Below are 25839 nucleotides of genomic sequence, written 5' to 3'. Positions count from 1 at the left end.
GCGTCAGGGATTACGGCAAGCCAAGCTGCGGTTACTGGCAGCTTGAAGCTTGCCGCTCAAGGCTGTTTAAAACACCGACGCGTAATCGCCCAGCTCGACCTGTACCGATTTGATGCGGGTGAAGTTGTTCAGCGAGCTGATCCCGTTTTCACGGCCCACGCCCGACTGCTTGTAGCCGCCGACCGGCATCTTGGCGTCGGATTCGCCCCAGGCGTTGATCCAGCAGATGCCTGCTTCCAACTGGTGAATCACGCGGTGGGCGCGGTTCAGGTCCTTGGTCACCAGGCCCGCGGCCAGGCCGAAGTCGGTGTCGTTGGCGCGGCGGATCACTTCTTCTTCGGTGTCGTAGGTGAGGATGCTCATCACCGGGCCAAAGATTTCCTCGCGCACGATGGTCATCTCATCGGTGCAGTCGGTGAACACGGTCGGGGCGACGAACGCACCCTTGGCCAGTTCGCCTGTGCTCAGGCGTTCGCCGCCGCACAGCACGCGGGCGCCTTCGGCCTTACCCTTGGCAATGTAGCCAAGCACGCTTTCCATGTGGGCGAAGCTGACCAGCGGGCCGAAGTTGGTGTTTTCGTCTTCCGGGTTGCCGATGCGGATGCGCGCCACGCGCTCGACGATCTTGGCCTCGAACGCGGCTTTGAGGTGGGTCGGCACGAACACGCGGGTGCCGTTGGTGCACACCTGGCCCGAGCTGTAGAAGTTGGCCATCATCGCGGTGTCGGCGGCGCGGTCCAGGTCGGCGTCGTCGAAGATAATCAGCGGCGACTTGCCGCCCAGTTCCATGGTCACGTCCTTGAGCGAGGAGCTCGAAGCGCTGGCCATGACCTTCTTGCCGGTGTCGGTGCCGCCGGTGAAGGAGATTTTTTCGATGCGCGGGTGCTCGGTCAGCCAGGTGCCGACTTCCCGGCCGCTGCCGGTCAGTACGTTGAACACGCCGTCGGGCAGGCCGGCTTCGGTGTAGATCTCGGCCAGTTTCAGGGTGGTCAGGGAGGTCACTTCGCTGGGCTTGAAGATCATCGCGTTGCCCGCGGCCAAGGCCGGTGCGGATTTCCACAAGGCGATCTGGATCGGGTAGTTCCACGCGCCGATACCGGCCACCACGCCCAGGGGTTCGCGGCGGGTGTAGACGAACGAGGTGGTGCGCAGCGGGATCTGCTCGCCTTCGATGGCGGGCACCAGGCCGGCGTAGTATTCCAGCACGTCGGCGCCGGTGACGATGTCGACGTATTTGGTTTCGGAGAAGGATTTGCCGGTGTCCAGGGTTTCCAGGGCGGCCAGTTCATCGTTGCGCTCGCGCAGGATGTCCACGGCGCGGCGCAGGATGCGCGAGCGCTCCATGGCGGTCATGGCGGCCCAGATTTTCTGGCCTTTCTCGGCCGAAACCACGGCGCGTTCGACGTCGTCGAAGGTTGCGCGTTGCACTTGGGCAAGGACTTCACCGTTGGCCGGGTTGATGGCGTCGAAGGTGGCATCGCTGCCAGCGTCGGTGTAGCCGCCGTCGATGTAGAGTTTTTGCAGTCCGAAACGGGCCATTTTTAAGTCCTCGCAAGTGCATAAAGTGGTTGGCGTTGACCGCACCGCGTGGGGCCACAAGGTTGTGGCAACAACGCGGCGCGGCAGTTCAGGGGTTGAGCGTTTTGTGTGGGCTCTAACTCACCTGCTTGGCCAATTGGAAATCCATGTATTCGTAAGCGATCCGCTGCGCCTGCACGGTGTCGAAAGCGTCTCCCGACAGCGCGCCGCGCAACCACAAACCGTCGATCAAGGCAGCCAGGCCCCGGGCGGCGCTGCGTGCCTCGGGCAATGGCAGGACGCGGCGGAACTGGCAGCACAGGTTGGAATACAAGCGGTGATCGTTGATCCGCTGCAACCGGTGCAATGACGGTTGGTGCATGCTGCTGGCCCAGAAGGCGAGCCAGGTTTTCATGGCCGGGCCATTGACCTGGCTGGCGTCGAAGTTGCCTTCGATAATCACCTGCAGATGGGCCCGCGGGCTGTCATCTGTCAGCGCCTGTCGGCGCTCGGCGACGTTCTCGATCAGGACATTCATCAGGTACCGCATGGTGGCGGCGATCAGGCCATTCTTGTCCTGAAAGTAGTGGCTGATGATGCCATTGGAGACACCGGCCAAACGGGCGATCAGCGCAATGCTGGCGTCCCCCATGCCGACTTGATCGACCGCCGTCAGCGTGGCTTCGATCAACTGCTGGCGGCGAATGGGTTGCATACCGACCTTGGGCATCTTGCACATCTCCTTAGGCCTTCCGGTGGGCGACAAGCGGCAACCGGAGTGAAGGCCAGTCTATTTTGTTTTGATTGAACGTTCAATCAACAAAGAATAAGCTCTGCGACAATTCGTCGCTGCCTACGGGTATTTCCTACTCGTGAGCGATGAAAAAAACGGCACCCTCAAACGCTCGAAACCCCGCCAGGGCAGGCGCGCACCGTTGCAACCCCGCTGCTTAGCGCTGCGCGGCCTCAAAGGCCCGGCAGTGGTGAGGTGGGCTTTCAACGTCGCGGGTCTGTGCCTATCGCATGGGTTCGGGCTTTTTTTCGGGGTGCCTTTATATCACCTGCCCGCCGGCTGCCAACTGACCGGTGGCGCAGGAGAAGCAATGCCTTGCGTCTTTCTCTCGCACTGCCTGGAGCATCTGTGCAATGAGTTCTGCCTCTCTTATAAAGACCCCGCCCCAGAAGGTGACGGTCAACGGTTGGGTGTTCTACACCTCCACCGCGCTGATTCTGCTGCTGACCGCCATTCTCATTGCCGCGCCGCAAGAAGCCGGGAGAGTGCTGGGGCTTGCCCAGGACTGGTTGTCGCGCAGCTTCGGCTGGTACTACATGCTGGTGATCGCCGCCTACTTGGTGTTCGTGGTGGGCCTGGCGTTTTCCTCCTACGGCAAGCTCAAGCTGGGGAGTAAGGACGACACGCCGGACTTCAGCTACGGCGCCTGGGCCGGCATGTTGTTTTCCTCGGGGATCGGCATTTCGCTGCTGTACTTCGGCGCGTCCGAGCCCCTGGACCACTTCTTCAACCCGCCCGAAGGCGTGGCCGGCAGCAACCTGGCGGCACGCCAAGCGGTGCAATTGACGTTCCTGCACTGGGGCCTGCATGGCTGGGCGATCTACGCCCTGGTCGGGCTGGCCGTGGCCTATTTCGCCTATCGCCATAACCAGCCGCTGGCCTTGCGTTCGGCGCTGTACCCGCTGGTGGGCGAGCGCTGGGTCAAGGGCGCGGCCGGGCACGCGGTGGACGGTTTCGGCATGTTCGTGACCCTGCTGGGCCTGGTGACCAACCTGGGCATCGGGGCGATGCAGGTGTCTTCGGGGTTGGAAAACCTGTTCGGCATGGAACACAGCAACACCAACCTGCTGATCGTCATCATTGTCATGAGCACCGTGGCCACCATCGCCGCCGTATCGGGTGTGGAAAACGGCATCCGCCGCCTGTCCAACCTGAACATCGTGCTGTTCAGCGGCTTGCTGATCTTCGTCTTGCTGTTCGGCCCCACCCTGCACTTGCTCAATGGTTTCGTGCAGAACGTGGGGGACTACCTCAACGGCGTGGTGCTGAAAACCTTCGACCTCTATGTGTACGAGGGCGACAGCGACAAGTCCGACCGCTGGCTGGGCCTGTGGACCCTGTTCTATTGGGCGTGGTGGATTTCCTGGGCGCCATTTGTCGGCATGTTCATTGCGCGTATCTCCCGTGGCCGCACGGTGCGTGAACTGGTGGCGGGGGTGCTGCTGATTCCCCTGGGCTTCACCCTGGCGTGGCTGTCGATCTTCGGTAACTCGGCCCTGGACCTGGTGATGAACCACGGGGCGGTGGAGCTGGGCAAGACGGCGCTGGAGCAGCCGTCCATGGCCATTTACCAATTGCTTGAGCATTACCCGGCGTCGAAAGTGGTGATCGGCGTATCGATCTTCGTCGGCTTCGTGCTGTTCCTCACCCCGGCCGACTCCGGCGCGGTGATGATGGCCAACCTGTCGTGCAAGGGCGGCAACGTGGACGAGGACGCGCCCCATTGGCTGCGCATCTTCTGGTCGGCGGTGATTACCCTGGTGACCATCGGGCTGTTGTTCGCCGGTAACTTCCAGGCCATGCAGACCATGGTGGTGCTGGCGGGGCTGCCGTTCTCGGTGGTGCTGGTGTGCTTCATGTTCGGCTTGCACAAGGCCATGCGCCAGGACGTGCAGATCGAACAGGAGCAGGCGCAACTGGCTGAACGTGGGCGCCGTGGTTTCAGCGAGCGCCTCAGCGCCCTGGACCTGCACCCCACGCAAGCGGTGGTGCAGCGCTTTATGGACCGCAAAGTGACCCCGGCGCTGGAAGAGGCCGCGACCCTGCTGCGCGCCCAGGGCCTGGATGTGCAGACGTTGTTGGGCAAGTCCAAGCGCTGCATGGGCTTGCGCCTGGAGATGGAAGAGGGCAATCCGTTTGTTTATGAAGTGAGCCTGGACGGCTACCTGGCGGCGCCGAGCGATTCGGCTGATGTCGCAGAAGACCGCGCCCGCTACTACCGCGCCGAGGTGTACCTGCACAACGGCAGCCAGGAGTACGACTTGATGGGCTTCACGGCCGAGCAGATCACCCGCGATGTGCTCGACCAGTTCGAAAGCCATCGCCAGCTCCTTGGGCGGGTTTACAGCTAAGGCCAACGCTGTGGGGCTTGCCCGCGATGGGGGCGTCAGTCGGTACGCCAGTGACTGATCGACGGCTATCGCGAGCGGGCTCGCTCCCACACAAGCAGCTCCCACACGGCTGCACATGGATTTTTGGGCGGGTTGTCAGCCCAGGTTCTTGCCCAGCAGCGCGTGGTACAGCTCGCTGTCGCCGAGTATCCCGACCACATGGTGGTTGTCGTGCAGCACCAGTTTGTTGCCGGTCTGGTAGCGGATCTGCAGGGCATCGCGCATGCCGATGTTCGAATCCACCAGGGTCGGGCGCCGGTCCAGGGCTTCGACCGCTTGGCCCGGGGCCCAGTTTTGCAGGTCCAGGCTCGCACCGTTCTGGCGCGCGCCCTTGATGGTGTTGCCTTCGGCCAGGTCGAGCCAGGAGTCGCCGCCCGGGTCCAGGCACACTGAACCGTTGATGCGTTTGCAGTTGTCCAGCGTGCGCATCAGGCTGCGCCCGCACAGCACGTTGAGCGGGTTGGTGTGGGCGACGAAGGTGCGTACGTAGTCGTCGGCGGGGTTGAGCACGATCTGCTCGGGCTTGCTGTACTGGATGATCCGCCCGTCCTTCATGATGGCGATGCGGCTGCCCAGTTTCAGGGCTTCGTCCAGGTCATGGCTGACGAACACGATGGTCTTGGCCAGCTTGCGTTGCAGCTCCAGCAATTCGTCCTGCAAACCCTGGCGAATCAACGGGTCGAGGGCTGAGAAGGGTTCGTCCATCAGCAGGATATCGGCGTCCATCGCCAGGGCGCGGGCCAGGCCGACACGCTGTTGCATGCCCCCGGACAGTTCATCGGGCTTCTTGTTGCGCCATTGGGTCAGGCCCACCAGTTCGAGTTTTTCATCCACCAGTTTCTTGCGTTCCTTTTCCGGGCGGCCCTGCATTTCCAGGCCGAAGCTGATGTTCTCGCGCACCGTCAGCCAGGGCATCAGGGCGAACTTCTGGAACACCATGGCGATGCGTTGGGTGCGCATCATTTTCAGCTCGGCGGGGGTGCAGGAGGCGATATCGATCTGGCGGCCTTCATGTTCGACGAACAGGTGCCCGCGGCTGACGGTGTTCAAGCCGTTGATGCAGCGCAGCAGGCTCGACTTGCCGGAGCCGGAGAGGCCCATCAGCACGCAGATCTCACCTTTGTCGATATCCAGGCTGGCTTTTTCGACGCCGACAATCTGCCCGGTCTTTTTCAGGATTTCGTTGCGCGTCATGCCCTGGTCCAGCAGTTTCAGGGCCTCGCGCGGGTCTTTGGAGAAGATAACGTCTACGTTATCGAAGCGGATGATGCTCATGCGTCAGCCCCTACTTTGGCGTCGGGTTGTTTGCAGATACGGTCGAGCATGATGGCCAGCAGCACAATCGCCAGGCCCGCCTCGAAGCCCAGGGCGATATCGGCTGTGTTCAGTGCGTTGACCACGGGTTTGCCCAGGCCATCGGCCCCCACCAGCGCGGCGATCACCACCATCGACAGCGACAGCATGATGCACTGGGTGATGCCGGCGGCGATGCTCGGCATGGCGTGGGGCAGTTCGATGCGCGACAGCAGTTGGCGGCGCGAACAGCCAAAGGCCTTGCCCGCGTCGAGCAGTTCCTGGGGCACGTCGCGGATGCCCAGGTAGGTCAGGCGGATGGGCGCGGCAATCGCGAACACCACCGTGGAAATCAGCCCCGGCACCACGCCCAGGCCGAACAGGGTCAGGGTGGGGATCAGGTAAACGAAGGTCGGTACGGTCTGCATCAGGTCCAGCACCGGGCGCATCGCGGTGTAGAACATCGGTTTGTGGGCGGCGAGGATGCCCAGCGGCACGCCGATCACCACGCACACCAGGGTGGCGAACAGCACCTGGGCCAGGGTTTCCATGGTTTCCTGCCAGTAACCCAGGTTGAGGATCAGCAGGAACGAGGCGATGACGAACACCGTCAGGCCCCACTTGCGTTGGATGAAATGAGCCAGTAGCGCGACCAGACCGATCAGCGCTAGCGGGTTGAACCAGGTCAGCGCAAACGTCACGCCGTGGATCATCGTTTCCAGTGTCACGGCGATTGCGTCGAATACGTTGGCGCCGTGTTGCGTCAACCATTCGACGAATGCCGCGATGTGCTGGCCTAGGGGGATTTTCTGATCGATCAGCATGGTAGTGAACGTCCGCATGCAAGGAAAAAACAGCCCGGGCGGGCAAGCCCACCCGGCATAAGCGTTTTATTGTTTGGCCAGGTCGGCTTTTACCGCGTCCAGGCCTGGTTTTCCGTCAAGGGTGGTGACGCCAGCCAGCCAGGTGTCGAGCACCTGCGGGTTGTTTTTCAGCCACGCGCGGGCGGCGGCCTCGGGTTTCATTTTGTCGTCCAGGACATTGCCCATCAGGGTGCTTTCCATGTTCAGGGTGAACGACAGGTTTTTCAGCAACTGGCCCACGTTGCTGCATTCCTGGGCATAGCCCTTGCGGGTGTTGGTGTAGATGGTGGCCTGGCCGTAGTTGGGGCCGAAGAACGCGTCGCCGCCGCTCAGGTACTGCATCTTGAAACGGGTGTTCATCGGGTGCGGTTCCCAGCCCAGGAACACCACGTCCGTGCTGCGTCGCTGGGCGCGTTCGACCTGGGACAGCATCCCCGCCTCGCTGGATTCGACCACCTTGAAGCCGGCGTCTTTAAGGCCGAAGGCGTTTTTGTCGATCATGCTCTGGATCACGCGGTTGCCGTCGTTGCCCGGCTCGATCCCGTAGATCTTGCCGTCCAGCTCCTTCTTGAACTTGACGATATCGGCGAAGTCCTTGAGGCCCTTGTCGTACAGCGCCTGGGGCACCGCCAGGGTGTACTTGGCGTTCTCCAGGTTGGCGCGCACGGTTTCCACGGTGCCGGCCTCGCGGTAGGGCTTGATGTCGTTCTCCATGGTCGGCATCCAGTTGCCCAGGAACACGTCCATGTTCTTGCCGTCGGCCAAGGACTTGTAGGTCACGGGCACGGAAATCATGGTGGTCTTGGTCTTGTAGCCGAGGGCGTCGAGGATGACGCTGGCGGTGGCCGTGGTGACGGTGATGTCGGTCCAGCCGACATCGGAGAAGTTGACGGTACTGCATTGCTGCGGTTCGGCAGCCTGGGCCAGCGCGGGCAGACTCAGCATGGCGGCCAGCAACAACGACGGGGAACCTTTCATGGGTGGACTCCTGGGTGTTTTGTGGCGGTTGTCCGACGGGATCACCGCGCTTGTTCTGTTGCGGTTGGCGGGCGTTCTGGAACGGCTTTGCCACGGCGCCTTGCAATCGAGTCGAGACCGATCATGTAACAGTGAAAATCAAACGCCTACAGGGTGCGTCGTATCCAGTACAGGCAGGGTCGTATCCAGTGTCGGTGAGGTCGCTTACAGAATTTTCCCCCCCTGCAACAGGGCTTTTACCCGATCTGCGCCGCAAATAACGGCCGCAGATCACTGCTTTGGCCTGGCGGCGCTGGTGAGCATGGGTGCGTCGGTGTCAGACGTCGCGCTGGCGCCTGAAAACCGGATGATGCGGCCATTGCGGCTTGAGCGTAGCAGTTGCGCCGACAGGCGTTTCTGCGCGCGATAGCACGTCCATCAGGAGGTTCGCGGTAATGGCTATCAGCGTGTTTGACCTGTTCAAGATCGGTATCGGCCCGTCCAGCTCCCACACCGTCGGGCCGATGCGCGCCGCCGCGTTGTTCGTCCAGGTGCTGGGGGAGCGGGGCCTGCTGGAGCAGGTGCGGCGCGTCGAGGTGCAGCTCTACGGCTCGCTCTCGGCCACCGGCATCGGCCACGGCAGCGACAACGCGGTCATCATGGGCCTGATGGGCGAATGGCCCGACGCAATCGACCCGGCGCAGATCGGCGTGCGCATCCAGGCCCTGCGCGAAACCCAGACCCTGCTGCTGAATAACCGCTGGCCGCTGCCGTTTGTCTGGGCGCGGGACATGCGCCTGATCGACGAGAACCTGCCGTTCCACCCCAACGCCATGACCCTGGTGGCCGAGGGCGAGCAGGGCGAGTTGCACCGCGACACCTACTATTCCATCGGTGGCGGTTTTGTCGTCGACGAGCAACAGGCCCGCAGCGGCGTCGCGGACTTGGACCGCACCGTGCTGCCCTACGATTTCTCCAGCGCCGAAGAGCTGCTGCAACTGTGCGAAAAGCACAACTTGCGGGTGGCGCAACTGATGCTTGCCAACGAAAAAACCTGGCGTTCGGAAGAACAAATCCGCAGCGGCCTGATGACTCTCTGGCGCGCCATGCAGGACTGCGTGGAGCAGGGCCTCAAGCACGAAGGCATCCTGCCCGGCGGGCTCAATGTGCGCCGCCGCGCCGCCCGCCTGCACCGCAGCCTGCAAGAACTGAACAAGCCCAACGTGATCGGCTCGACCCTGAGCGCCATGGAGTGGGTCAACCTGTTTGCTCTGGCGGTCAACGAAGAAAACGCCGCGGGCGGGCGCATGGTCACGGCACCGACCAACGGCGCGGCGGGGATCATCCCGGCGGTGCTGCACTACTTTATGAAATTCAGCGAAGTGGTCACCGAGGCCAATGTGGTCGACTATTTTCTCGGCGCCGCGGCGGTGGGCATTTTGTGCAAGAAGAACGCCTCTATCTCCGGCGCCGAAGTGGGTTGCCAGGGCGAGGTCGGTTCGGCCTGCGCCATGGCGGCGGCGGGGCTGGCGGAGATCCTCGGTGCCACCCCGGAGCAGGTGTGCAATGCAGCGGAAATCGGCCTGGAACACAACCTCGGCCTGACCTGCGACCCGGTGGGCGGCCTGGTGCAAGTGCCCTGCATCGAGCGCAACGCGATTGCCGCGGTCAAGGCCATCAACGCCGCGCAAATGGCCTTGCGCGGCGACGGCCAGCACTTTATTTCCCTCGACCGGGTGATCCGCACCATGCGCGACACCGGCGCCGACATGCACGACAAATACAAAGAAACCTCCCGCGGCGGGTTGGCGGTGAGTGCGGTGGAGTGTTGAGCCGCATTTGCTACGGCGCAGGGCTCGCCACCTTTTAGCGCGTCGCAATCAGATAACTCCTCAATAAGGCGCACTCGCCACTGATCCCGTGCCAGGGGTGACACCGTGGTTCAAGGGGCGTGGAGGCGCTTCCCACAAGTGCTACCGAACTGCTCAAACGCAGCGGGGCAGGGCCTTTGCGGGCCATGCTGGCACTTTATTCCGCACGGGCCGTGGGGGCTTGTGTAGACGCATCGCGACGTCGCTTTTAGGAGTTATTGAATACCCATTCAACTTTAGGCATGGCAATTGCTCTGTCCTCACAAAGCCCGTTTGCGCAAGCCAACGCCGGCAATAACAAGAGCCTCCGCCTGAGGCCATCACCTGCTTTGTGTGAGGAGATACCGCGATGACGTCGTTCAACTCCGGGGCCCAACCCCAGAACCGTGCGCCTCAATCCATCGGCTTTTTGCTGCTGGACAATTTCACGCTGATTTCCCTGGCCTCCGCCGTAGAACCCCTGCGCATGGCCAACCAATTGTCCGGTCGCGAGTTGTATCGCTGGACCACCCTCACCGCGGACGGCAACCAGGTCTGGGCCAGCGACGGCCTGCAAATCACCCCCGACGCCTCAATGCACAAGGCCCCCGCCCTGGACACCGTGATCGTCTGCGGCGGCGTCGGCATCCAGCGCACCGTCACCCGCGAACACGTGTCGTGGCTGCAAAGCCAGGCGCGCCAGTCGCGCCGCCTCGGCGCGGTGTGCACCGGCAGTTGGGCGCTGGCGTGCGCGGGCCTGCTGGACGGTTTCGATTGCAGCGTGCACTGGGAATGCCTGGCCTCGATGCAGGAAGCCTTCCCGCGCGTGTCCATGAGCACCCGCCTGTTCACCCTCGACCGCAACCGCTTCACCAGCTCCGGCGGCACCGCGCCCCTGGACATGATGCTGCACCTGATTAGCCGCGATCACGGCCGCGAGTTGTCGGCGGCGATTTCCGAGATGTTCGTTTACGAGCGCATCCGCAACGAACAAGACCACCAGCGCGTGCCGCTCAAGCACATGCTGGGCACCAACCAGCCGAAGTTGCAGGAAATCGTCGCGCTGATGGAAGCCAACCTGGAAGAACCCATCGACCTCGACGAACTGGCGGTGTACGTCGCCGTGTCGCGGCGCCAGCTCGAACGCCTGTTCCAGAAGTACCTGCACTGCTCGCCGTCGCGTTACTACCTCAAGTTGCGCCTGATCCGCGCACGGCAACTGCTCAAGCAAACGCCGATGTCGATCATCGAAGTGGCGTCGGTTTGCGGCTTCGTGTCCACGCCGCATTTCTCCAAGTGCTACCGCGAATACTTCGGCATTCCGCCGCGTGACGAGCGCGTAGGTTCCAACACTGCCCAGCAGGTGGCCATGCTGCCGCTGCCCCAGGCCCTGGGTTTGGCGCCGTTGTCCGGGCCGCTGTCGGCGTTGAGCCAGGCGCGCAATGAGTCGACCTTTGCCAGTGTGAGGCTCTAGACCGAGTTGGCTTTGATCGCGGGCGGCGTTGCGCTCGCCCGCGATAGCTATTTATCCAGCGCTACAGCTCTTGAACTCAGGCGCTACGACTCTGCTGATAAGCCGCCAACGCCGGCAGTAACTGCTTATCGATCGCCTGGCGCACTGCCGGCAAAAGCGTTGCGCTGCCGGTGTACAGCTTCTCCACCATGCCCTTGAGGGCCTTGGCCCGTTCGTCGCTCAAGCCGCGTACGGCGCACTCGCAGGCTTGTTCGGCGCTGGCGCCGCTGGCCACTTCAAACCCCAGGGCGCGCAACTGGCCCAGCAGGTCATCCAGATCAATCAAATCGGCGTGCATCATGGGGCTCTTCCTTATTCGAGGGCGCGTGGTGGGCTTGATTCTGGGAGGGGTGTCGAAGCAGGGCAAGGCTGACTTGCCGCAATGGCCGCCATACCTATGAACAGGTCGTTTTCGGCTAACTCGCTGGCTCCCGGGCTGGGCACACTGGCTTTACGCTTGAACCGCGAAGGTTTGGTCACCCTCGCTTCGGCTCCTCGCAAAACTCTCTGCGCCCCGATCCTGTCACGGCTTGATCGGGGCTTTTTTGTGTCGGTTTCAGGGCTTGCGCGGCACCAGGGCGATGACCCGGCCCAGGTTGGCGGGCGCGGGCAAGTCGCGTTGCTCGGCCATCAGCTTGTGCAACGCGGCCAACGCTTGCTCGCTGAACGGTGCCGCGTGGGGCCCGGCCAGGTCAACGTGCAGGAGCATTTGCTCATTGCCCGCCAGGGCTTGCTCGGCGCCCGCCAGGTGCAGGCTGTGATACAGGTGCAGGCGTTTGGCATCGTGGCCGATGAGTTGCGTGCGTACCTCGACCTGGGCACCGAGCTTGACCTCATGCAGGTAGTTCAGATGCAGCTCCAGGGTGAACAGTGAATGGCCGCTGGCGCCCCGCTGGGCGCTGTCCATGCCCAGGCGATCCATCAGGGCATCGGTGGCGTAGCTAAAAATCAGCAGGTAAAAGGCATCGCGCAGGTGGCCGTTGTAGTCGACCCAGTCGGGTTGAACCTTGGTGGTGTAGGTGGTCAGTGCGGGCATGGCAGCGGTTCCAGGCATGTGTACTCGGTCAAAAGTGGGAGCTGGCTTTGCGATGACGGTGGTGCATCTTGCATCGCCATCGCAGGCAAACCAGTGCCCCCAGCGGTTACTCGGCAAAGCCCATCCCATGCCGGGCCTTGGTGGCTGTTACCGCGTCCAGCACCGCCAGCAGGCAGTCATCACGATAGCGCTCCAGGGCCGCAATGCTGCGCTGGCCCAGTTGTTCGGCGGTGCCTTGGACCACGTCGTCGATCAGTTTGTCCGTCAGTGGCGGCGCGGGCAGGTGGGTCCAGGGCAGTTGTAGCGCCGGGCCGAACTGGGCCATGAAGTGGCGCATGCCGGCGTCACCGCCGGCCAGGGTGTAGGTCAGGAACGTGCCCATGAACGACCAGCGCAACCCGGCGCCAAAGCGGATGGCGTCGTCAATCTCGCCGGTGCTCGCCACCCCGTCGTTGACCAGGTGCAACGCCTCGCGCCACAGCGCTTCGAGTAGGCGATCGGCGATGAACCCAGGCACTTCCTTGCGCACATGCAAGGGGCGCATGCCCAGGCGTGTGTAAACCTGGATCGCCGCTTGCACGGCCTCGGGCGCGGTGTGGCGGCCGCCCACCACTTCCACCAGCGGCAGCAGGTAAACCGGGTTGAACGGGTGGCCGACCACGCAGCGCTGCGGGTGGGTGGCGCCCTCGTAGAACTCGCTGGGCAGCAACCCCGAGGTGCTGGAGGCGATCAAGGCCTCGGGCTTGGCTGCTGCGCTGATTTTGCTGTGCAGGTCGAGCTTCAGTTGCAGGCGTTCGGGGGCGCTTTCCTGAATAAAGTCGGCGTCTTTCACGCAATCTTCGATCGTGGCGACAAAGCGCAGGCGCGCCTGCGATGCATCGGGGGCCAGGCCCTGCCTCTGCAGGGCGCCCCAGGCGTTGGCGACCCGTTGGCGCAGGGCCGCTTCGGCGCCGGGCGCCGGGTCCCAGGCGACGACGTCCAGGCCATGGGCGAGGGCGCGTGCCACCCAGCCACTGCCGATGACGCCACTGCCCAGGGCAGCGAAGGTGTTGATATGGGTGATAAAGGGCATGGGCAACTCCTGAAAACAGTGATGAACCCCTGTGGGGGTGAGCTTGCTCGCGATGAGGGCGGTAGAGACGGCGTTTTTTTATGCCTGGAGCACTGCCATCGCGAGCAGGCTCGCTCCCACATGGGGGGTTAGTGGCGCTGGGCCAAGCCCATTTTCGTGCGCCCTTCGGCCGGGCTGAGGATGCGGGCGCCGAGGCGGCTGAGGATTTCGCTGGCCCGTTCCACCAGTTGGCCGTTGGTTGCCAGCACACCCTTGTCCAGCCATAGGTTGTCTTCCAGCCCGACCCGCACATTGCCGCCCAGCAGCACCGCTTGCGCGGCCATGGGCATTTGCATGCGGCCGATGCCGAACCCGGCCCACACGGCGCCTGCGGGCAGGTTATCGACCATGGCTTTCATGGTGGTGGTGTCGGCCGGGGCGCCCCAAGGAATGCCCAGGCACAGTTGGAACAGCGGGTCGTCGAGCAGGCCTTCGCTCATCATCTGCTTGGCGAACCACAGGTGGCCGGTGTCGAAAATCTCCAGCTCGGCCTTCACCCCCAGTTCCTGGATGCGCTTGGCGCCGGCGCGCAACTGGGCCGGGGTGGAAACGTAGACGGTGTCGCCATCGCCGAAATTCAGGGTGCCGCAATCGAGGGTGCAGATCTCCGGCAGCAGTTCCTCAACGTGGGCCAGGCGCGTCAGCGGGCCCACCAGGTCAGTGTTCGGGCCGAACGCCATGGGCCGCTCGCCGGCGCCGATCTCCAGGTCGCCGCCCATGCCGGCAGTGAGGTTGACGATGATGTCGACGTCCGCCTCGCGGATGCGCTCCATCAGCTCGCGGTACAGCGCCACATCGCGGCTGAACCGGCCGGTGGCGGGGTCGCGCACGTGGCAATGCACCACGGTGGCGCCGGCCTTGGCCGCTTCCACGGCGGCGGCGGCGATTTGTTTGGGGGTGACCGGCACGTGGGGGCTGCGGCCGCTCGTGTCGCCAGCACCGGTGAGTGCGCAGGTGATGATGACGTCGTGGTTCATGGTGCGGGTTCCTTCAGGCGTGAGGGTTCGCTGCGCAGCCGTGTGGCGCTGCGCAGGTGGGCTTTGTGGCTCAGTTGCCGGTCAGTTGCAGGTGTTGGGCGGCGGGTTTGCCATCGAAGGTCGTCACCCCCTCGAGCCAGCGCTGGCGGTCTTGCGGATGGTCCTTGAGCCACTGGCGGGCGGACTCGAAAGCGTCCTTGTGGTCGAGCAGCGGTTGCATCATGCGGCTCTCGTCCTCGGCGGTGAACGTCAGGTTGCTCAGCAAGCGGCCGACGTTCGGGCACTTTTGCCCGTAGTCGGGGGCGGTGACGGTCCAGACCGTGGCCTGGCCTTCGTTCGGCCCTAGCGCGCCCTCGCTGCCGGACAGGTACGTCATCTTCTGGTTGACGTTCATCGGGTGCGGTGCCCAGCCGAAAAACACGATGGCTTCGTTGCGCTTCACCGCCCGGGACACTGCCGAGAGCATGCCCGCTTCGCTGGATTCCACCAGTTGGAATTTGCCCAGGCCGAACTGGTTCTTGGCGATCATCGCCTTGATTTGGGTGTTGGCGCCCGAACCCGGTTCGATGCCGTAGATCTTGCCGTCCAGTTCTTTCGCGAACCTGGCGATGTCGGCAAAGGTTTTCAGGCCCTTGTCCGCCAGGTACGTGGGCACGGCCAGGGTGGCGCGGGCGTCCTTGAGGCTGGGCGTGTCGAGGACCTGAACCTGCCCGGCATCGATGAACGGGGTGATGGTCTGGGTCATGATCGGGTTCCAGTAGCCCAGGAACAGGTCCAGGCGCTGGTCGCGGATGCCGGCGAAGATGATTTGCTGGGAGGCGCTGGTTTGTTTGGTCTTGTAGCCGAGGCCGTCGAGCAGTACCTGGGTCATGGCGCTGGTGGCGATCACGTCGGTCCAGTTGACCACGCCCATGCGCACGTTCTGGCACGCGGCAGGCTCGCCCGCCTGGGCGGTGGCGAGGGAAACCGTGCCGCTCAGGGCAAGTAAGCAACTACCAATCAATCGTTTCATGGAGGGTTCCTCGGCAGGTCGTTATTGTCGGTTCCGGCGTCTCGCGCACCGGTATGGCCACGTTACGCAGACTGCCCGCGGGCAAAGCGCACAGGGGCGACCGGCTCTTGCACTGGAGCGACCTGGCGGTTGTCACTGCGGCGCAACTGGCGTATCAACCTGCACAGGCTAGCCGCGACCCGAGCAGGTGCCATGACCCAGGATTTCCACTTCTTGCTGATGCCGGGGTTCTCGGCCCTGGGCTTTATCTCGGCCCTCGAACCGTTGCGGGTGGCCAACCGCTTTCGCGGCGAGTTGTACCGCTGGCAGGTGTTGAGCAGCGATGGCGGCCCGGTATTGGCCAGCAACGGCATGTCGGTCAATGCCGACGCGGGGCTTGAGGTTTTGGGCAAAGGCGCAACGCTGCTGGTGGTGGCCGGTTTCGAGCCCCTCGCCCACGCCACGCCAGCCCTGGGCCACTGGCTGCGCCGCCTCGACCTGGAGGGCGTGACCCTGGGCGGCATCGACACCGGCAGCGTGATCCTGGCCGACGCTGGCCTGCTCGACGGCCACCGCGTGACCCTGCACTGGGAAGCCATCGAGGCGTTCAAGGAGACTTATCCACAGCTGCGGGTGACCCAGGAGCTGTTCGAGATCGACCGGCGCCGCATCACCTCGGCCGGCGGCACGGCCTCCATCGATTTGATGCTCGACCTGATCGCCCAGGCCCATGGGGCGGAGCTGGCGGTGCAGGTCAGCGAGCAGTTTGTGCTGGGCCGCATCCGCCCGCGCCAGGACCACCAGCGCATGCAGGTCGCCGCGCGCTACGGGATCAACAACACAAAGCTGGCCCAAGTGATCGGCGAGATGGAGCGCCACAGCGAACCGCCGCTGACCACCCTGCAATTGGCCGACGCCATCAAGGTCACCCGGCGCCAACTCGAACGCCTGTTTCGCCTGCACCTGGGCGACACGCCAAGCCATTTCTATCTGGGCCTGCGCCTGGACAAGGCCCGGCAACTGCTGCGCCAGACCGGCCTGAGCGTGCTGCAAGTGAGCATTGCCTGCGGCTTCGAGTCACCGTCGTACTTCACCCGCAGCTACCGGGCACGCTTCGCCAAATGCCCGCGGGAAGATCGGCGCGGCGTGGAGGAGGGGCGGGAGAAGAGCTGACCTGTAGGCGCCAGCCTGCTTGCGATAGCGGCAGTAGAGCCACTGCCCATGGTGACTGTGGTGCTGCTACCGCGAGCAGGCTCGCTCCCACCGTGAGGGTGGCGGGTGATTATTTTTTCAGCAGCGCCGCACAGGCTGCCTTGTACGCCTCGTGCTGATACTTGTTCAGCGTCGCCGGCAGCTCGACGTTGTGTTTTTTGCTTTGTGCGCTGAGGGTCTGGGGCGAGAGCAGGGTCACCTCGCAGCCGTCGAGCAACTGGAACACGCCCTCGATCTTGAAAGTGGTCGGCCCGCCCGCGAACTCACCCTTCTTACTGCGCTTCTTGATGGTGATGCGTTCGATGGCGTTGTCGCGTACAAACGCGGCCACCTCACGGGCGAAGGCCTTGACGTTGGCCGCGTCGTCATCGTCTTGCAGGGCGATTTTCTTGGTGGCCAAGGCCACGTGCCCCAACGCCTGGCCGTCTTGGCGGGCAATGGCGAAGATCGCTTCGCTGCCTTTGATTTCGATACCGCAGATATTCATGGCGATCCTGGAAAGAAGAGAGGGCGTGCAGCTTACAGCTCCAACTGCACGGCGTTGATGCCGAACGCAGCGGCAATTTTCTCGCGGGTGGCGCGCCGGGGCTTGGCAACCGCTTCCTGCTGGGCAAAGGCCGGTTGGGAAATCCCCAGGCGCTGGGCCACTTCGTCCTGGGTCAGGTTCAAATGCTCGCGCCAGGCACGGATCGGCGTGGCGCCATCGACGATGCGGCTGACCACTTCGTGGGGGAACGAATAGTTGCTCATGGGTTGTCTTTACTGCTGCCCAATCGACTCCAAAAACTCTGACCGCTCGTCGCTCATGCGCGCCAGGCAGTCGTTGTGGGCGATGGTGTAGGCCTTGCTGCCGGGTTTGGCGGGGAAGGTTTCGACGGCGCAGTCGGCGTCGCGCTGTTTTTGCCACAGGGCCTGGGCGGCCTGGAGTTTGCCGGTGATGTCCATCAGTTGCGCGCTGTTGTTGCCGTAGAGGGCGCCCAGGCGTTCGGTCAGGCCTTGCAGGTTTTCGCTGAGCAATTGCTCGGCGGTGGTTTTGTTGAAGGTTGCGCATTCGAGGGTCTGCTGGTCGTTTTCGACCGCGTCGCACGGGGTGTCGCCGCCTTCTTCGGCCGCGTGCACGGTGCCGGCAACCAGTGCCAAAGCCAGGAGAATCATTTTCATTGCGCTGCCCCAGATCCAGTGATGGCGCGAATTCTGGCGCAAGCGCCGGGGCTTGGATAGATGGGGGCTCGCAGGCGGTGGTCGAGCATTGCCGGCGATTGACGCTTTCGGCAATTGCGCTGTCGTTTTTGCACCCGGCCATCACGGCCCTCAGGCATATGCTGGCCCCAAAGCGCCGGCAGACGATTCGGCGCATGGATCGCCAAAAGGGGACAGCCTGATGAGCCCAGCCGAACTGCACGCCGACAGCATCGTTATCGACGGGCTGATTATTGCCAAGTGGAACCGTGAGCTGTTTGAAGACATGCGCAAGGGCGGCCTGACCGCCGCCAACTGCACGGTGTCGGTCTGGGAGGGCTTCCAGGCCACGGCCAATAACATTGCCGCCAGCCAGAAACTGATCCGCGAGAACAGCGACCTGGTGCTCCAGGTCAAGACCACCGCCGACATCCGCCGCGCCAAGGAGCAGGGCAAAACCGGGATCTTCTTCGGCTTCCAGAATGCCCATGCCTACGAGGACCAGATCGGCTACGTCGAGCTGTTCAAGCAGTTGGGCGTGGGCATTGTGCAGATGTGCTACAACACCCAGAACCTGGTGGGCACCGGTTGCTACGAGCGCGATGGCGGGCTGTCGGGTTTTGGCCGCGAGATCGTCGCCGAGATGAACCGCGTGGGGGTGATGTGCGACCTGTCCCACGTCGGCTCCAAGACCAGCGAAGAGGTCATCCTCGAATCGAAGAAACCGGTCTGCTATTCCCACTGCCTGCCCTCGGGGCTCAAGGCGCACCCGCGCAACAAGTCCGATGAAGAACTGAGGTTCATCGCCGACCACGGCGGTTTTGTCGGCGTGACCATGTTCGCGCCCTTCCTGGCCAAGGGCATCGATTCGACCATCGACGACTACGCCGAAGCGATCGAATACACCATGAACATCGTCGGCGAGGATTCCATCGGCATCGGCACCGACTTCACCCAGGGTCACGGCCAGGACTTCTTCGAGTACCTGACCCACGACAAGGGCTACGCCCGGCGCCTGACCAGTTTCGGCAAGATCATCAACCCCCTGGGCATCCGCACCGTGGGCGAGTTCCCCAACCTCACCGAAACCCTGCTCAAGCGCGGCCACCCCGAACGTGTGGTGCGCAAGATCATGGGCGAGAACTGGGTCAATGTCCTGAAGGACATCTGGGGCGAATAGGCCACCGATCCGCTGAGTCTTTTCCCGCCGCAACCCGCGCGGTGGGTCATCTACAGAATTTTTTGGAGTTAAGTTTCCATGGCCAAGATCGCCCCGCAACTGCCCATCGAAGTCGACAGTGAAACCGGTGTCTGGACCTCCGACGCCCTGCCGATGCTTTACGTACCACGGCACTTTTTCGTCAATAACCACATGGGCATCGAAGAAGTCCTGGGCGCCGAGGCCTACGCCGAAATCCTCTATAAGGCCGGCTACAAATCCGCCTGGCATTGGTGCGAGAAAGAGGCCCAGTGCCATGGCCTGGAAGGGGTGGCGGTGTTCGAGCACTACATGAAGCGCCTGTCGCAGCGCGGCTGGGGCCTGTTCAAGATCCAGGCTATCGACCTCGATAAAGGCACCGCCAGCGTCAAGCTCGAACACTCGGCGTTCGTCTATGTGTACGGCAAGGTCGGGCGCAAGGTGGACTACATGTTCACCGGTTGGTTTGCCGGGGCCATGGACCAGATTCTGGCCGCGCGCGGCAGCCCCCTGCGCACCGTCGCCGAACAAGTTTACGGAGGCTCCGAAGAGGGCCACGAAGACGGCTTGTTCACCGTCAAGCCGTTGTAAGCCGAGGACCCTGCCATGGCTTTTGAAGCAATGTTCGCGCCGATCCAGATCGGCAAGTTGACCATCCGCAACCGCGTGCTCAGCACCGCCCACGCCGAGGTGTATGCCACCGACGGCGGCATGACCACCGACCGCTACGTCAAGTACTACGAAGAAAAGGCCAAGGGCGGCATCGGCCTGGCGATTTGCGGTGGCTCCTCGGTGGTCGCCATCGACAGCCCGCAGGAATGGTGGAGCTCGGTCAACCTGGCCACCGACCGCATCATCCCGCACTTCCAGAACCTGGCCGACGCCATGCACAAGCATGGCGCCAAGATCATGATCCAGATAACCCACATGGGCCGTCGCTCGCGCTGGGACGGCTTCAACTGGCCGACCCTGATGTCGCCCTCCGGCGTGCGTGAGCCGGTGCACCGCGCCACCTGCAAGACCATCGAACCGGAAGAAATCTGGCGGGTGATCGGCAACTACGCCCAGGCCGCGCGCCGGGCCAAGGCCGGGGGCCTGGACGGCGTCGAACTGTCGGCGGTGCACCAGCACATGATCGACCAGTTCTGGAGCCCTCGGGTCAACAAGCGCACCGACGAATGGGGCGGCAGCTTCGAGGGCCGGATGAAGTTCGGCGTGGAAGTGCTCAAGGCCGTGCGCGCCGAAGTCGGCCCGGACTTTTGCGTGGGCATCCGCCTGTGCGGCGACGAGTTCCACCCCGATGGCCTGAGCCACGAGGACATGAAGCAGATCGCCAAGTATTACGACGACACCGGCATGCTCGACTTCATCGGCGTCGTCGGCTCGGGCTGCGACACCCACAACACCCTGGCCAACGTCATCCCCAACATGAGCTACCCGCCGGAGCCGTTCCTGCACCTGGCCGCCGGCATCAAGGAAGTGGTCAAGGTGCCGGTACTGCACGCGCAGAACATCAAAGACCCGAACCAGGCCACGCGCATCCTCGAAGGTGGCTATGTGGACATGGTCGGCATGACCCGCGCCCACATCGCCGACCCGCACCTGATCGCCAAGATCAAGATGGGCCAGATCGACCAGATCAAGCAGTGCGTGGGCGCCAACTACTGCATCGACCGCCAGTACCAGGGCTTGGACGTGCTGTGCATCCAGAACGCCGCCACCTCGCGCGAATACATGGGCGTGCCCCACATCATCGAAAAAACCACCGGGGTGAAACGCACCGTGGTGGTGGTCGGTGCCGGCCCGGCCGGGATGGAAGCCGCCCGCGTGGCCGCCGAACGGGGCCATCAGGTGACCTTACTGGAGAAGAAGGAATTTATCGGCGGGCAGATCACCACGGCGTCCAAGGCGCCGCAGCGCGACCAGATCGCTGGCATCACCCGTTGGTACCAACTGGAGCTGGCGCGGCTGAAAGTTGACCTGCGCCTGGGCGTGGCCGCCGACACGGCGACCATCCTCGACCTGCGCCCCGACATCGTCGTGCTCGCCGTGGGCGGGCACCCCAACCTTGAGCAGAACGAACATTGGGGCGCGGCCGAAGGCCTGGTGGTCAGCAGTTGGGACGTGCTCGACGGCAAGGTCGCGCCAGGTAAGAACGTGCTGGTCTACGACACCATTTGCGAGTTCACCGGCATGTCGGTGGCCGACTTTCTCGCCGACAAGGGCAGCCAGGTGGAAATCGTCACCGACGACATCAAGCCCGGCGTGGCGATTGGCGGCACGTCCTTCCCCACCTACTACCGCAGCATGTACCCCAAGGAGGTGGTCATGACCGGCGACATGATGCTGGAGAAGGTCTACCGCGAAGGCGACAAGTTGATCGCCGTGCTGGAGAACGAATACACCGGCGCCAAGGAGGAGCGGGTGGTGGACCAAGTGGTGGTGGAAAACGGCGTGCGCCCCGACGAGGCCCTGTACTACGGCCTCAAGCAAGGCTCGCGCAACAAGGGCCAGATCGACGTCGAAGCCCTGTTCGCCATCAAGCCGCAGCCGTGCCTGAGCGAGGCGGGTGATGGGTACTTGTTGTTCCGCATTGGCGACTGTGTCGCCCAGCGCAACACCCATGCCGCCATCTACGACGCCTTGCGCCTGTGCAAAGACTTTTAAGAGCGGTTGTTAGCGACAAGCGACAAGCGGCAAGCAGAGCACCGAATGACCGGCTCTGGCTTGTCGCTTGCAGCTTGAAGCTTGCCACTCAGAGGCTACCCCCATGCTGAACACCCTTCTTCCCCTCCTGCTGTTCACTGCCTTGGGCCTCACGGTCCTCGGCGCTTTGCGGCGGATGAACCTGTGGCGCCGGGGCCGGGCCTCGAAGGTCGACCTGCTTGGCGGCCTGCTGGCCATGCCCAAGCGCTACATGGTCGATTTGCACCATGTGGTGGCCCGCGACAAGTACATCGCCAACACCCACGTCGCCACCGCACTGGGCTTTGTTCTGTCGGCGTTGCTGGCGATTGTGGTGCACGGTTTCGGCCTGCACAGCCGCGTGCTCGGCTACGCCTTGCTGGCGGCCTGCGGGCTGATGTTCGTGGGCGCGATCTTCGTTTACCTGCGCCGGCGCAACCCGCCCGCGCGGCTGTCCAAAGGCCCGTGGATGCGCTTGCCGAAAAGCCTGATGGCGTTTGCCGTGAGTTTCTTTTTACTGACCCTGCCGGTGGCCGGCGTGTTGCCGGCGAACTTCGGCGGCTGGGTGCTGGTGGTGTTGCTGGGCCTGGGCGTGCTGTGGGGCGTGGCGGAGATGTTCTTTGGCATGACCTGGGGCGGGCCGATGAAACACGCCTTCGCCGGCGCCCTGCACCTGGCCTGGCACCGACGCGCCGAGCGTTTCGGCGGCGGGCGCTCCACGGGCCTCAAACCCCTGGACTTGAACGACCTGGCGGCGCCCCTGGGGGTGGAAAAACCCAAGGATTTCACCTGGAACCAACTGCTGGGTTTTGACGCCTGCGTGCAGTGCGGCCGCTGCGAAGCGGCGTGCCCGGCGTTTGCCGCGGGCCAGCCGCTGAACCCGAAAAAACTCATCCAGGACATGGTGGTTGGCCTGGCCGGCGGCACCGATGCCAAGTTCGCCGGCAGCCCCTACCCGGGCAAAGCTATTGGTGAACACGGTGGCAACCCGCACCAGCCTATCGTCAACGGCCTGGTGGACGCCGAAACGCTATGGTCATGCACCACGTGCCGCGCCTGCGTGGAAGAGTGCCCGATGATGATCGAGCACGTAGACGCCATCGTCGATATGCGCCGCCACCTGACCCTGGAAAAGGGCGCTACGCCGAACAAGGGCGCCGAAGTGCTGGAAAACCTGATCGCTACCGACAACCCCGGCGGCTTCGCCCCCGGCGGGCGGATGAACTGGGCGGCGGACCTGAACCTCAACCTGCTCAACGACAAGCAGGCCTGCGACGTGTTGTTCTGGGTTGGCGACGGCGCCTTCGACATGCGCAACCAGCGCACCCTGCGCGCCTTCGTCAAAGTGCTCAAGGCTGCCGGCGTGGACTTCGCCGTGCTCGGCCTGGAGGAGCGCGACAGCGGCGACGTGGCCCGGCGCCTGGGCGATGAGGCGACCTTCCAACGGCTGGCCCGGCGCAATATCCAGACCCTGGCCCAATACCGCTTCAACCGTATCGTCACCTGCGACCCCCACAGTTTCCACGTGCTGAAAAACGAGTACGGCGCCTTCGACGGCAACTACCGGGTGCAGCACCACAGCACCTACATGGCCGAGTTGATCGCGGCGGGCAGCCTCAACCTGGGCCGGCACAAAGGCGCCAGCGTGACTTACCACGACCCGTGCTACCTGGGCCGCTACAACGGCGAATACGAAGCACCGCGCCAAGTGCTGCGCGCCCTGGGCATCGAGGTCCAGGAGATGCAGCGCGCGGGGTTTCGCTCGCGCTGCTGCGGCGGCGGTGGCGGCGCGCCGATCACCGATATCCCAGGCAAGCAGCGCATCCCCGACATGCGCATGGACGACATCCGCGAAACCGGCGCCGAGCTGGTGGCAGTGGGCTGCCCGCAATGCACGGCGATGCTTGAAGGGGTGGTCGAACCGCGCCCAGCCATCAAGGACATCGCCGAGCTGGTGGCCGAGGCCCTGCTCGAAGACGCCGCGCCGAACCCGGCTGCGGCCCGCCGCGAACCCATGGAGGTGCACTGATGAGCGACATCATCCGCCGCGACCCTCACGCTGAGTGGATTGCCCGCAACCGCTTGCACCCGCTGCACGCGGCCCTGCAACCGGCGCAACACAGCTGGATGGGGCCCAACGGCGTGCTGCGCAAGAACCCCCACGGCATCGGTTTTATCGGCCCCAACGGCGTCAAGCGCATCGACCGCAGCGGCGCCCAGCAGGGCGGCACGGCCAAGCGCACGGCGGCGGTGCAGGTGCAATTGCCGCTGCACCGGGTGGTGCAACCGGCGTTTTACATCGCCGTGGTGCCGGACATGGTCGGCGGCCGCTTGAGCAGCCACGACCGCGACTTGCTGGGCCTGGCCCGACAACTGGCCGGTACGGACGGCGCGGTGCTGGCGCTGGTGTTCGGCGAGCACAAGGAAAACACCTTCGCCACGGCGGGAGTGGATCGCCTGTTGCAGCTCGACGGCGAGCAGTTCAGCGGTTATGCACCGGAGCAACGGGTGCAGGGTCTGCGGGCTGTGGATAACCAATTCGCGCCACGCCATTGGCTGCTGCCCGACAGCCGCAGCGGTGGCGGCGAACTGGGCCGGCGCTTTGCCGCTGCCCTGGGCGAACGCCCGGCCACACGGGTGTGGCAGGTTAAGGACGAGGCCTGTATCGGCCGCGCCGGCGCGGGTTTGCAAGACCTCGCCCGGCCGCTGGCGCGGGTGATTTTGGCCGGCGCCGAATGCGCCGAACCGGTCAGCGAAAGCCGCCACGAAGCGTTGCCCGTGGAGTTATCCACAGCCGTGGCGCGCAGCCTCTCGCGCATCGAAGACCTGGGCGCGGTGGCCGTGGACCCGGCGGCGATTCCCATGGCCGAGGCCGAGTTCATTTTTTCCGGCGGCAACGGGGTCAAGGACTGGGCGCTGTTCCATCAGGCTGCCGCCGCGCTGGGGGCCACCGAAGGCGCTTCGCGGGTGGCGGTGGACGACGGCTTCATGGCCCGCGATCGCCAGGTCGGCGCGTCCGGCACCTGGGTCACCGCACGGGTGTATGTGGCGGTGGGGATCAGCGGCGCGATCCAGCACCTGCAAGGCATCGCTGCCTGCGACAAGGTGGTGGCGATCAACCTCGACCCCGGCTGCGACATGATTAAACGCGCCGACCTGTCGGTGATTGGCGAGAGCGCAGCGCTGCTCACCGCCCTGATTGAAGCGGTCGCCGCTTACCACAATGAAACCCGGCGCGATGCGGCCTAACCCGAGGACGAAGGCAATGAGTACACACGTGATTAGCCTGGTGTCCATCGGCGCCCACCCGACCTCCGGCCGGCCCCGGCGCGCCGAGCAGGATGCACGGGCCGTGGAGCTGGGCCTGCAACTGGCTGGGGATAACTTGCAGGTGTTGCACGCCGGCGACGCCGCCGAACGGGCCCTGCGCGCCTACCTGGGCATGGGCCTGGCGCAACTGCATGTGCTGGAACAAACCCCGGGCAGCGACGCCTTGCCGGCCCTGGCCGACTACCTGCGCGGCGCCGGCGCCCAAGTGGTGCTCACCGGCAGCCAGGCCGAAACCGGCGAGGGCTCGGGCATGCTGCCCTTTTTGCTCGCCGAAAGCCTGGGCTGGCCGCTGGTGGTGGGGCTGGCCGAGGTCGAATCCATCGAAGGCGGCGCAGCCCTGGTGCTGCAAGCCTTGCCCCGGGGCCAGCGGCGGCGCTTGAAGGTCAAGCTGCCGTTCCTCGCCACCGTTGATAACGCCGCGCCCAAACCCCGGCAAAGCGCCTACGGCCCGGCGCGCCGGGGCCTGCTAGCCACCGAGGCAGTGCCGTTAACGGCCGACGCACTGCTCGCCAGCGCCACCCTGCAACCGGCCAAACCGCGGCCCAAGCGCCTGAAAGTCATCAAAGCCAAAAGCGGCGCCGACCGCATGAAGGCCGCCACCGCCAAAGCCAGCGGCGGCGGTGGCCAACTCCTGAAAAACCTCAGCCCTCAGGAAGGCGCACAGGCCATCCTCAAACTGCTGATCGAAGAGGGCGTAGTGCGCTGAACCCCCCCTAGCTTAGCCAGGTGTGAGCGGCCTCTGTGGGAGCGGGCTCTGCCCGCGATGGGTGCCCCCATGCGGCCTCGCCTGCCGCTATCCCCTCAAGGGTCTTTATCGTCGTAGGCCGATTCCCACTTATCGCGTCCGTTTAGTCTGATTTCTAGCCGGAATCGGCGTCGTTACCATCGCGCCTTGCTTGTTTGCGAGGTTGAAATGATGGAGACACTCCTATGGCGTGAGCTG

At 64.1% G+C, this 25839-nt stretch carries 22 protein-coding genes and 1 pseudogene; 10 read left to right on the top strand and 13 right to left on the bottom strand.

The genetic code is table 11. The features are described 5' to 3' along the window. Positions 1-66: 66 nt before the first annotated feature. The gene (gene betB / locus CKW13_RS13020; RefSeq protein ID WP_095109029.1) at positions 67-1539 is read right to left on the bottom strand and encodes a betaine-aldehyde dehydrogenase; all 1473 of its coding nucleotides are present in this window, start codon (positions 1537-1539) and stop codon (positions 67-69) included. A 115-nt stretch (positions 1540-1654) separates the two neighbouring features. After that, complete coding sequence (betI, locus tag CKW13_RS13015; protein WP_095109028.1) at positions 1655-2248, bottom strand: transcriptional regulator BetI; 594 nt, start codon at positions 2246-2248, stop codon at positions 1655-1657. A 473-nt stretch (positions 2249-2721) separates the two neighbouring features. Here betI and CKW13_RS13010 point away from each other — a divergent pair, with 473 nt between their 5' ends. Next, entirely contained in the window at positions 2722-4662 is a 1941-nt protein-coding gene (locus CKW13_RS13010) for a BCCT family transporter (protein WP_256576590.1), read from the top strand. A gap of 135 nt (positions 4663-4797) precedes the next feature. Here the strand turns inward: CKW13_RS13010 and choV are convergent, their stop codons facing one another. From choV to CKW13_RS12995, 3 genes are all read right to left on the bottom strand, one after another. Further along, complete coding sequence (gene choV, locus CKW13_RS13005; protein WP_095109026.1) at positions 4798-5976, bottom strand: choline ABC transporter ATP-binding protein; 1179 nt, start codon at positions 5974-5976, stop codon at positions 4798-4800. Continuing rightward, positions 5973-6818, bottom strand: a complete 846-nt coding sequence (gene choW, locus CKW13_RS13000) for a choline ABC transporter permease subunit (RefSeq protein WP_095109025.1) — start codon at positions 6816-6818, stop codon at positions 5973-5975. The genes choV and choW overlap by 4 nt, the downstream gene beginning before the upstream one ends. A gap of 66 nt (positions 6819-6884) precedes the next feature. Continuing rightward, a complete protein-coding gene (locus tag CKW13_RS12995) occupies positions 6885-7835 on the bottom strand; it encodes a choline ABC transporter substrate-binding protein (protein ID WP_095109024.1) in 951 nt (316 codons plus the stop codon). 434 nt (positions 7836-8269) lie between these two features. Between CKW13_RS12995 and CKW13_RS12990 the strand changes: the two genes are divergently transcribed. After that, complete coding sequence (locus CKW13_RS12990; protein WP_095109023.1) at positions 8270-9646, top strand: L-serine ammonia-lyase; 1377 nt, start codon at positions 8270-8272, stop codon at positions 9644-9646. A gap of 388 nt (positions 9647-10034) precedes the next feature. After that, positions 10035-11138: a GlxA family transcriptional regulator gene (locus tag CKW13_RS12985; protein ID WP_095109022.1), complete on the top strand. Its 1104-nt coding sequence runs from the start codon at positions 10035-10037 to the stop codon at positions 11136-11138. A 76-nt stretch (positions 11139-11214) separates the two neighbouring features. Here CKW13_RS12985 and CKW13_RS12980 read toward each other — a convergent pair whose 3' ends face one another. The 5 genes from CKW13_RS12980 to choX all read right to left on the bottom strand — a co-directional run bounded on the left by CKW13_RS12980 (position 11215) and on the right by choX (position 15313). Next, a complete protein-coding gene (locus CKW13_RS12980) occupies positions 11215-11478 on the bottom strand; it encodes a hypothetical protein (RefSeq protein WP_095109021.1) in 264 nt (87 codons plus the stop codon). A gap of 255 nt (positions 11479-11733) precedes the next feature. Then, positions 11734-12213 carry a thioesterase family protein gene (locus CKW13_RS12975; protein ID WP_095109020.1) on the bottom strand — a complete coding sequence of 160 codons (480 nt, stop codon included), beginning with the start codon at positions 12211-12213 and terminating at the stop codon, positions 11734-11736. Positions 12214-12319: 106 nt separating this feature from the next. Further along, complete coding sequence (locus CKW13_RS12970) at positions 12320-13285, bottom strand: L-carnitine dehydrogenase (RefSeq protein ID WP_095109019.1); 966 nt, start codon at positions 13283-13285, stop codon at positions 12320-12322. Positions 13286-13413: 128 nt separating this feature from the next. Beyond that, positions 13414-14301 carry a 3-keto-5-aminohexanoate cleavage protein gene (locus CKW13_RS12965; protein WP_095109018.1) on the bottom strand — a complete coding sequence of 296 codons (888 nt, stop codon included), beginning with the start codon at positions 14299-14301 and terminating at the stop codon, positions 13414-13416. Between the two features lie 70 nt (positions 14302-14371). Further along, on the bottom strand, positions 14372-15313 hold the full coding sequence (choX, locus tag CKW13_RS12960) for a choline ABC transporter substrate-binding protein (protein WP_095109017.1): 942 nt from the start codon (positions 15311-15313) through the stop codon (positions 14372-14374). Between the two features lie 192 nt (positions 15314-15505). On the opposite strand from choX, the gene CKW13_RS12955 reads away from it, so the two are divergent. Then, positions 15506-16465 carry a GlxA family transcriptional regulator gene (locus CKW13_RS12955; RefSeq protein WP_095109016.1) on the top strand — a complete coding sequence of 320 codons (960 nt, stop codon included), beginning with the start codon at positions 15506-15508 and terminating at the stop codon, positions 16463-16465. Between the two features lie 109 nt (positions 16466-16574). Here the strand turns inward: CKW13_RS12955 and CKW13_RS12950 are convergent, their stop codons facing one another. From CKW13_RS12950 to CKW13_RS12940, 3 genes and pseudogenes are all read right to left on the bottom strand, one after another. Next, a complete protein-coding gene (locus tag CKW13_RS12950; protein ID WP_095109015.1) occupies positions 16575-16991 on the bottom strand; it encodes a DUF3010 family protein in 417 nt (138 codons plus the stop codon). A gap of 32 nt (positions 16992-17023) precedes the next feature. Next, positions 17024-17236 (bottom strand): annotated as a pseudogene (locus tag CKW13_RS12945) (helix-turn-helix domain-containing protein); the annotation flags it as partial. A 27-nt stretch (positions 17237-17263) separates the two neighbouring features. Beyond that, positions 17264-17665: a lysozyme inhibitor LprI family protein gene (locus CKW13_RS12940; protein WP_095109014.1), complete on the bottom strand. Its 402-nt coding sequence runs from the start codon at positions 17663-17665 to the stop codon at positions 17264-17266. 220 nt (positions 17666-17885) lie between these two features. On the opposite strand from CKW13_RS12940, the gene CKW13_RS12935 reads away from it, so the two are divergent. From CKW13_RS12935 to CKW13_RS12910, 6 genes are all read left to right on the top strand, one after another. Beyond that, positions 17886-18863 carry a dipeptidase gene (locus CKW13_RS12935; protein WP_095109013.1) on the top strand — a complete coding sequence of 326 codons (978 nt, stop codon included), beginning with the start codon at positions 17886-17888 and terminating at the stop codon, positions 18861-18863. Between the two features lie 78 nt (positions 18864-18941). After that, the gene (locus tag CKW13_RS12930) at positions 18942-19472 is read left to right on the top strand and encodes a DUF5943 domain-containing protein (protein WP_095109012.1); all 531 of its coding nucleotides are present in this window, start codon (positions 18942-18944) and stop codon (positions 19470-19472) included. Between the two features lie 15 nt (positions 19473-19487). After that, positions 19488-21548 carry a dimethylglycine demethylation protein DgcA gene (dgcA, locus tag CKW13_RS12925; RefSeq protein WP_095109011.1) on the top strand — a complete coding sequence of 687 codons (2061 nt, stop codon included), beginning with the start codon at positions 19488-19490 and terminating at the stop codon, positions 21546-21548. A 103-nt stretch (positions 21549-21651) separates the two neighbouring features. Further along, entirely contained in the window at positions 21652-23595 is a 1944-nt protein-coding gene (gene dgcB, locus CKW13_RS12920; protein ID WP_095109010.1) for a dimethylglycine demethylation protein DgcB, read from the top strand. Beyond that, on the top strand, positions 23595-24815 hold the full coding sequence (locus tag CKW13_RS12915) for an electron transfer flavoprotein subunit alpha/FixB family protein (protein WP_095109009.1): 1221 nt from the start codon (positions 23595-23597) through the stop codon (positions 24813-24815). The genes dgcB and CKW13_RS12915 overlap by 1 nt, the downstream gene beginning before the upstream one ends. A 16-nt stretch (positions 24816-24831) precedes the next feature. Then, positions 24832-25602 carry an electron transfer flavoprotein subunit beta gene (locus CKW13_RS12910; RefSeq protein WP_095109008.1) on the top strand — a complete coding sequence of 257 codons (771 nt, stop codon included), beginning with the start codon at positions 24832-24834 and terminating at the stop codon, positions 25600-25602. The last annotated feature ends 237 nt before the right edge of the window (positions 25603-25839 follow it).

Source organism: Pseudomonas sp. Irchel 3E20 (assembly GCF_900187645.1).
Classification (GTDB): Bacteria; Pseudomonadota; Gammaproteobacteria; order Pseudomonadales; family Pseudomonadaceae; genus Aquipseudomonas.
Note: the sequence above shows the minus strand (reverse complement) of the source record. Positions and strands in the feature narration are given on the sequence as shown.

What these genes read in the sequence shown, in the direction of transcription:
- CKW13_RS12990 (WP_095109023.1), top strand. Translation starts at nt 8,270, where the DNA reads ATGGCTATCAGCGTGTTTGACCTGTTCAAGATCGGTATCGGCCCGTCC.
- CKW13_RS12935 (WP_095109013.1), top strand. Translation starts at nt 17,886, where the DNA reads ATGAGCCCAGCCGAACTGCACGCCGACAGCATCGTTATCGACGGGCTG.
- CKW13_RS12975 (WP_095109020.1), bottom strand. Translation starts at nt 12,213, where the DNA reads ATGCCCGCACTGACCACCTACACCACCAAGGTTCAACCCGACTGGGTC.
- CKW13_RS12970 (WP_095109019.1), bottom strand. Translation starts at nt 13,285, where the DNA reads ATGCCCTTTATCACCCATATCAACACCTTCGCTGCCCTGGGCAGTGGC.
- CKW13_RS12985 (WP_095109022.1), top strand. Translation starts at nt 10,035, where the DNA reads ATGACGTCGTTCAACTCCGGGGCCCAACCCCAGAACCGTGCGCCTCAA.
- CKW13_RS12965 (WP_095109018.1), bottom strand. Translation starts at nt 14,301, where the DNA reads ATGAACCACGACGTCATCATCACCTGCGCACTCACCGGTGCTGGCGAC.
- CKW13_RS12955 (WP_095109016.1), top strand. Translation starts at nt 15,506, where the DNA reads ATGACCCAGGATTTCCACTTCTTGCTGATGCCGGGGTTCTCGGCCCTG.
- CKW13_RS12995 (WP_095109024.1), bottom strand. Translation starts at nt 7,835, where the DNA reads ATGAAAGGTTCCCCGTCGTTGTTGCTGGCCGCCATGCTGAGTCTGCCC.
- choW (WP_095109025.1), bottom strand. Translation starts at nt 6,818, where the DNA reads ATGCTGATCGATCAGAAAATCCCCCTAGGCCAGCACATCGCGGCATTC.
- choV (WP_095109026.1), bottom strand. Translation starts at nt 5,976, where the DNA reads ATGAGCATCATCCGCTTCGATAACGTAGACGTTATCTTCTCCAAAGAC.
- CKW13_RS12910 (WP_095109008.1), top strand. Translation starts at nt 24,832, where the DNA reads ATGAGTACACACGTGATTAGCCTGGTGTCCATCGGCGCCCACCCGACC.
- betB (WP_095109029.1), bottom strand. Translation starts at nt 1,539, where the DNA reads ATGGCCCGTTTCGGACTGCAAAAACTCTACATCGACGGCGGCTACACC.
- CKW13_RS12930 (WP_095109012.1), top strand. Translation starts at nt 18,942, where the DNA reads ATGGCCAAGATCGCCCCGCAACTGCCCATCGAAGTCGACAGTGAAACC.
- CKW13_RS12940 (WP_095109014.1), bottom strand. Translation starts at nt 17,665, where the DNA reads ATGAAAATGATTCTCCTGGCTTTGGCACTGGTTGCCGGCACCGTGCAC.
- CKW13_RS12950 (WP_095109015.1), bottom strand. Translation starts at nt 16,991, where the DNA reads ATGAATATCTGCGGTATCGAAATCAAAGGCAGCGAAGCGATCTTCGCC.
- betI (WP_095109028.1), bottom strand. Translation starts at nt 2,248, where the DNA reads ATGCCCAAGGTCGGTATGCAACCCATTCGCCGCCAGCAGTTGATCGAA.
- CKW13_RS12915 (WP_095109009.1), top strand. Translation starts at nt 23,595, where the DNA reads ATGAGCGACATCATCCGCCGCGACCCTCACGCTGAGTGGATTGCCCGC.
- dgcB (WP_095109010.1), top strand. Translation starts at nt 21,652, where the DNA reads ATGCTGAACACCCTTCTTCCCCTCCTGCTGTTCACTGCCTTGGGCCTC.
- dgcA (WP_095109011.1), top strand. Translation starts at nt 19,488, where the DNA reads ATGGCTTTTGAAGCAATGTTCGCGCCGATCCAGATCGGCAAGTTGACC.
- CKW13_RS12980 (WP_095109021.1), bottom strand. Translation starts at nt 11,478, where the DNA reads ATGATGCACGCCGATTTGATTGATCTGGATGACCTGCTGGGCCAGTTG.
- choX (WP_095109017.1), bottom strand. Translation starts at nt 15,313, where the DNA reads ATGAAACGATTGATTGGTAGTTGCTTACTTGCCCTGAGCGGCACGGTT.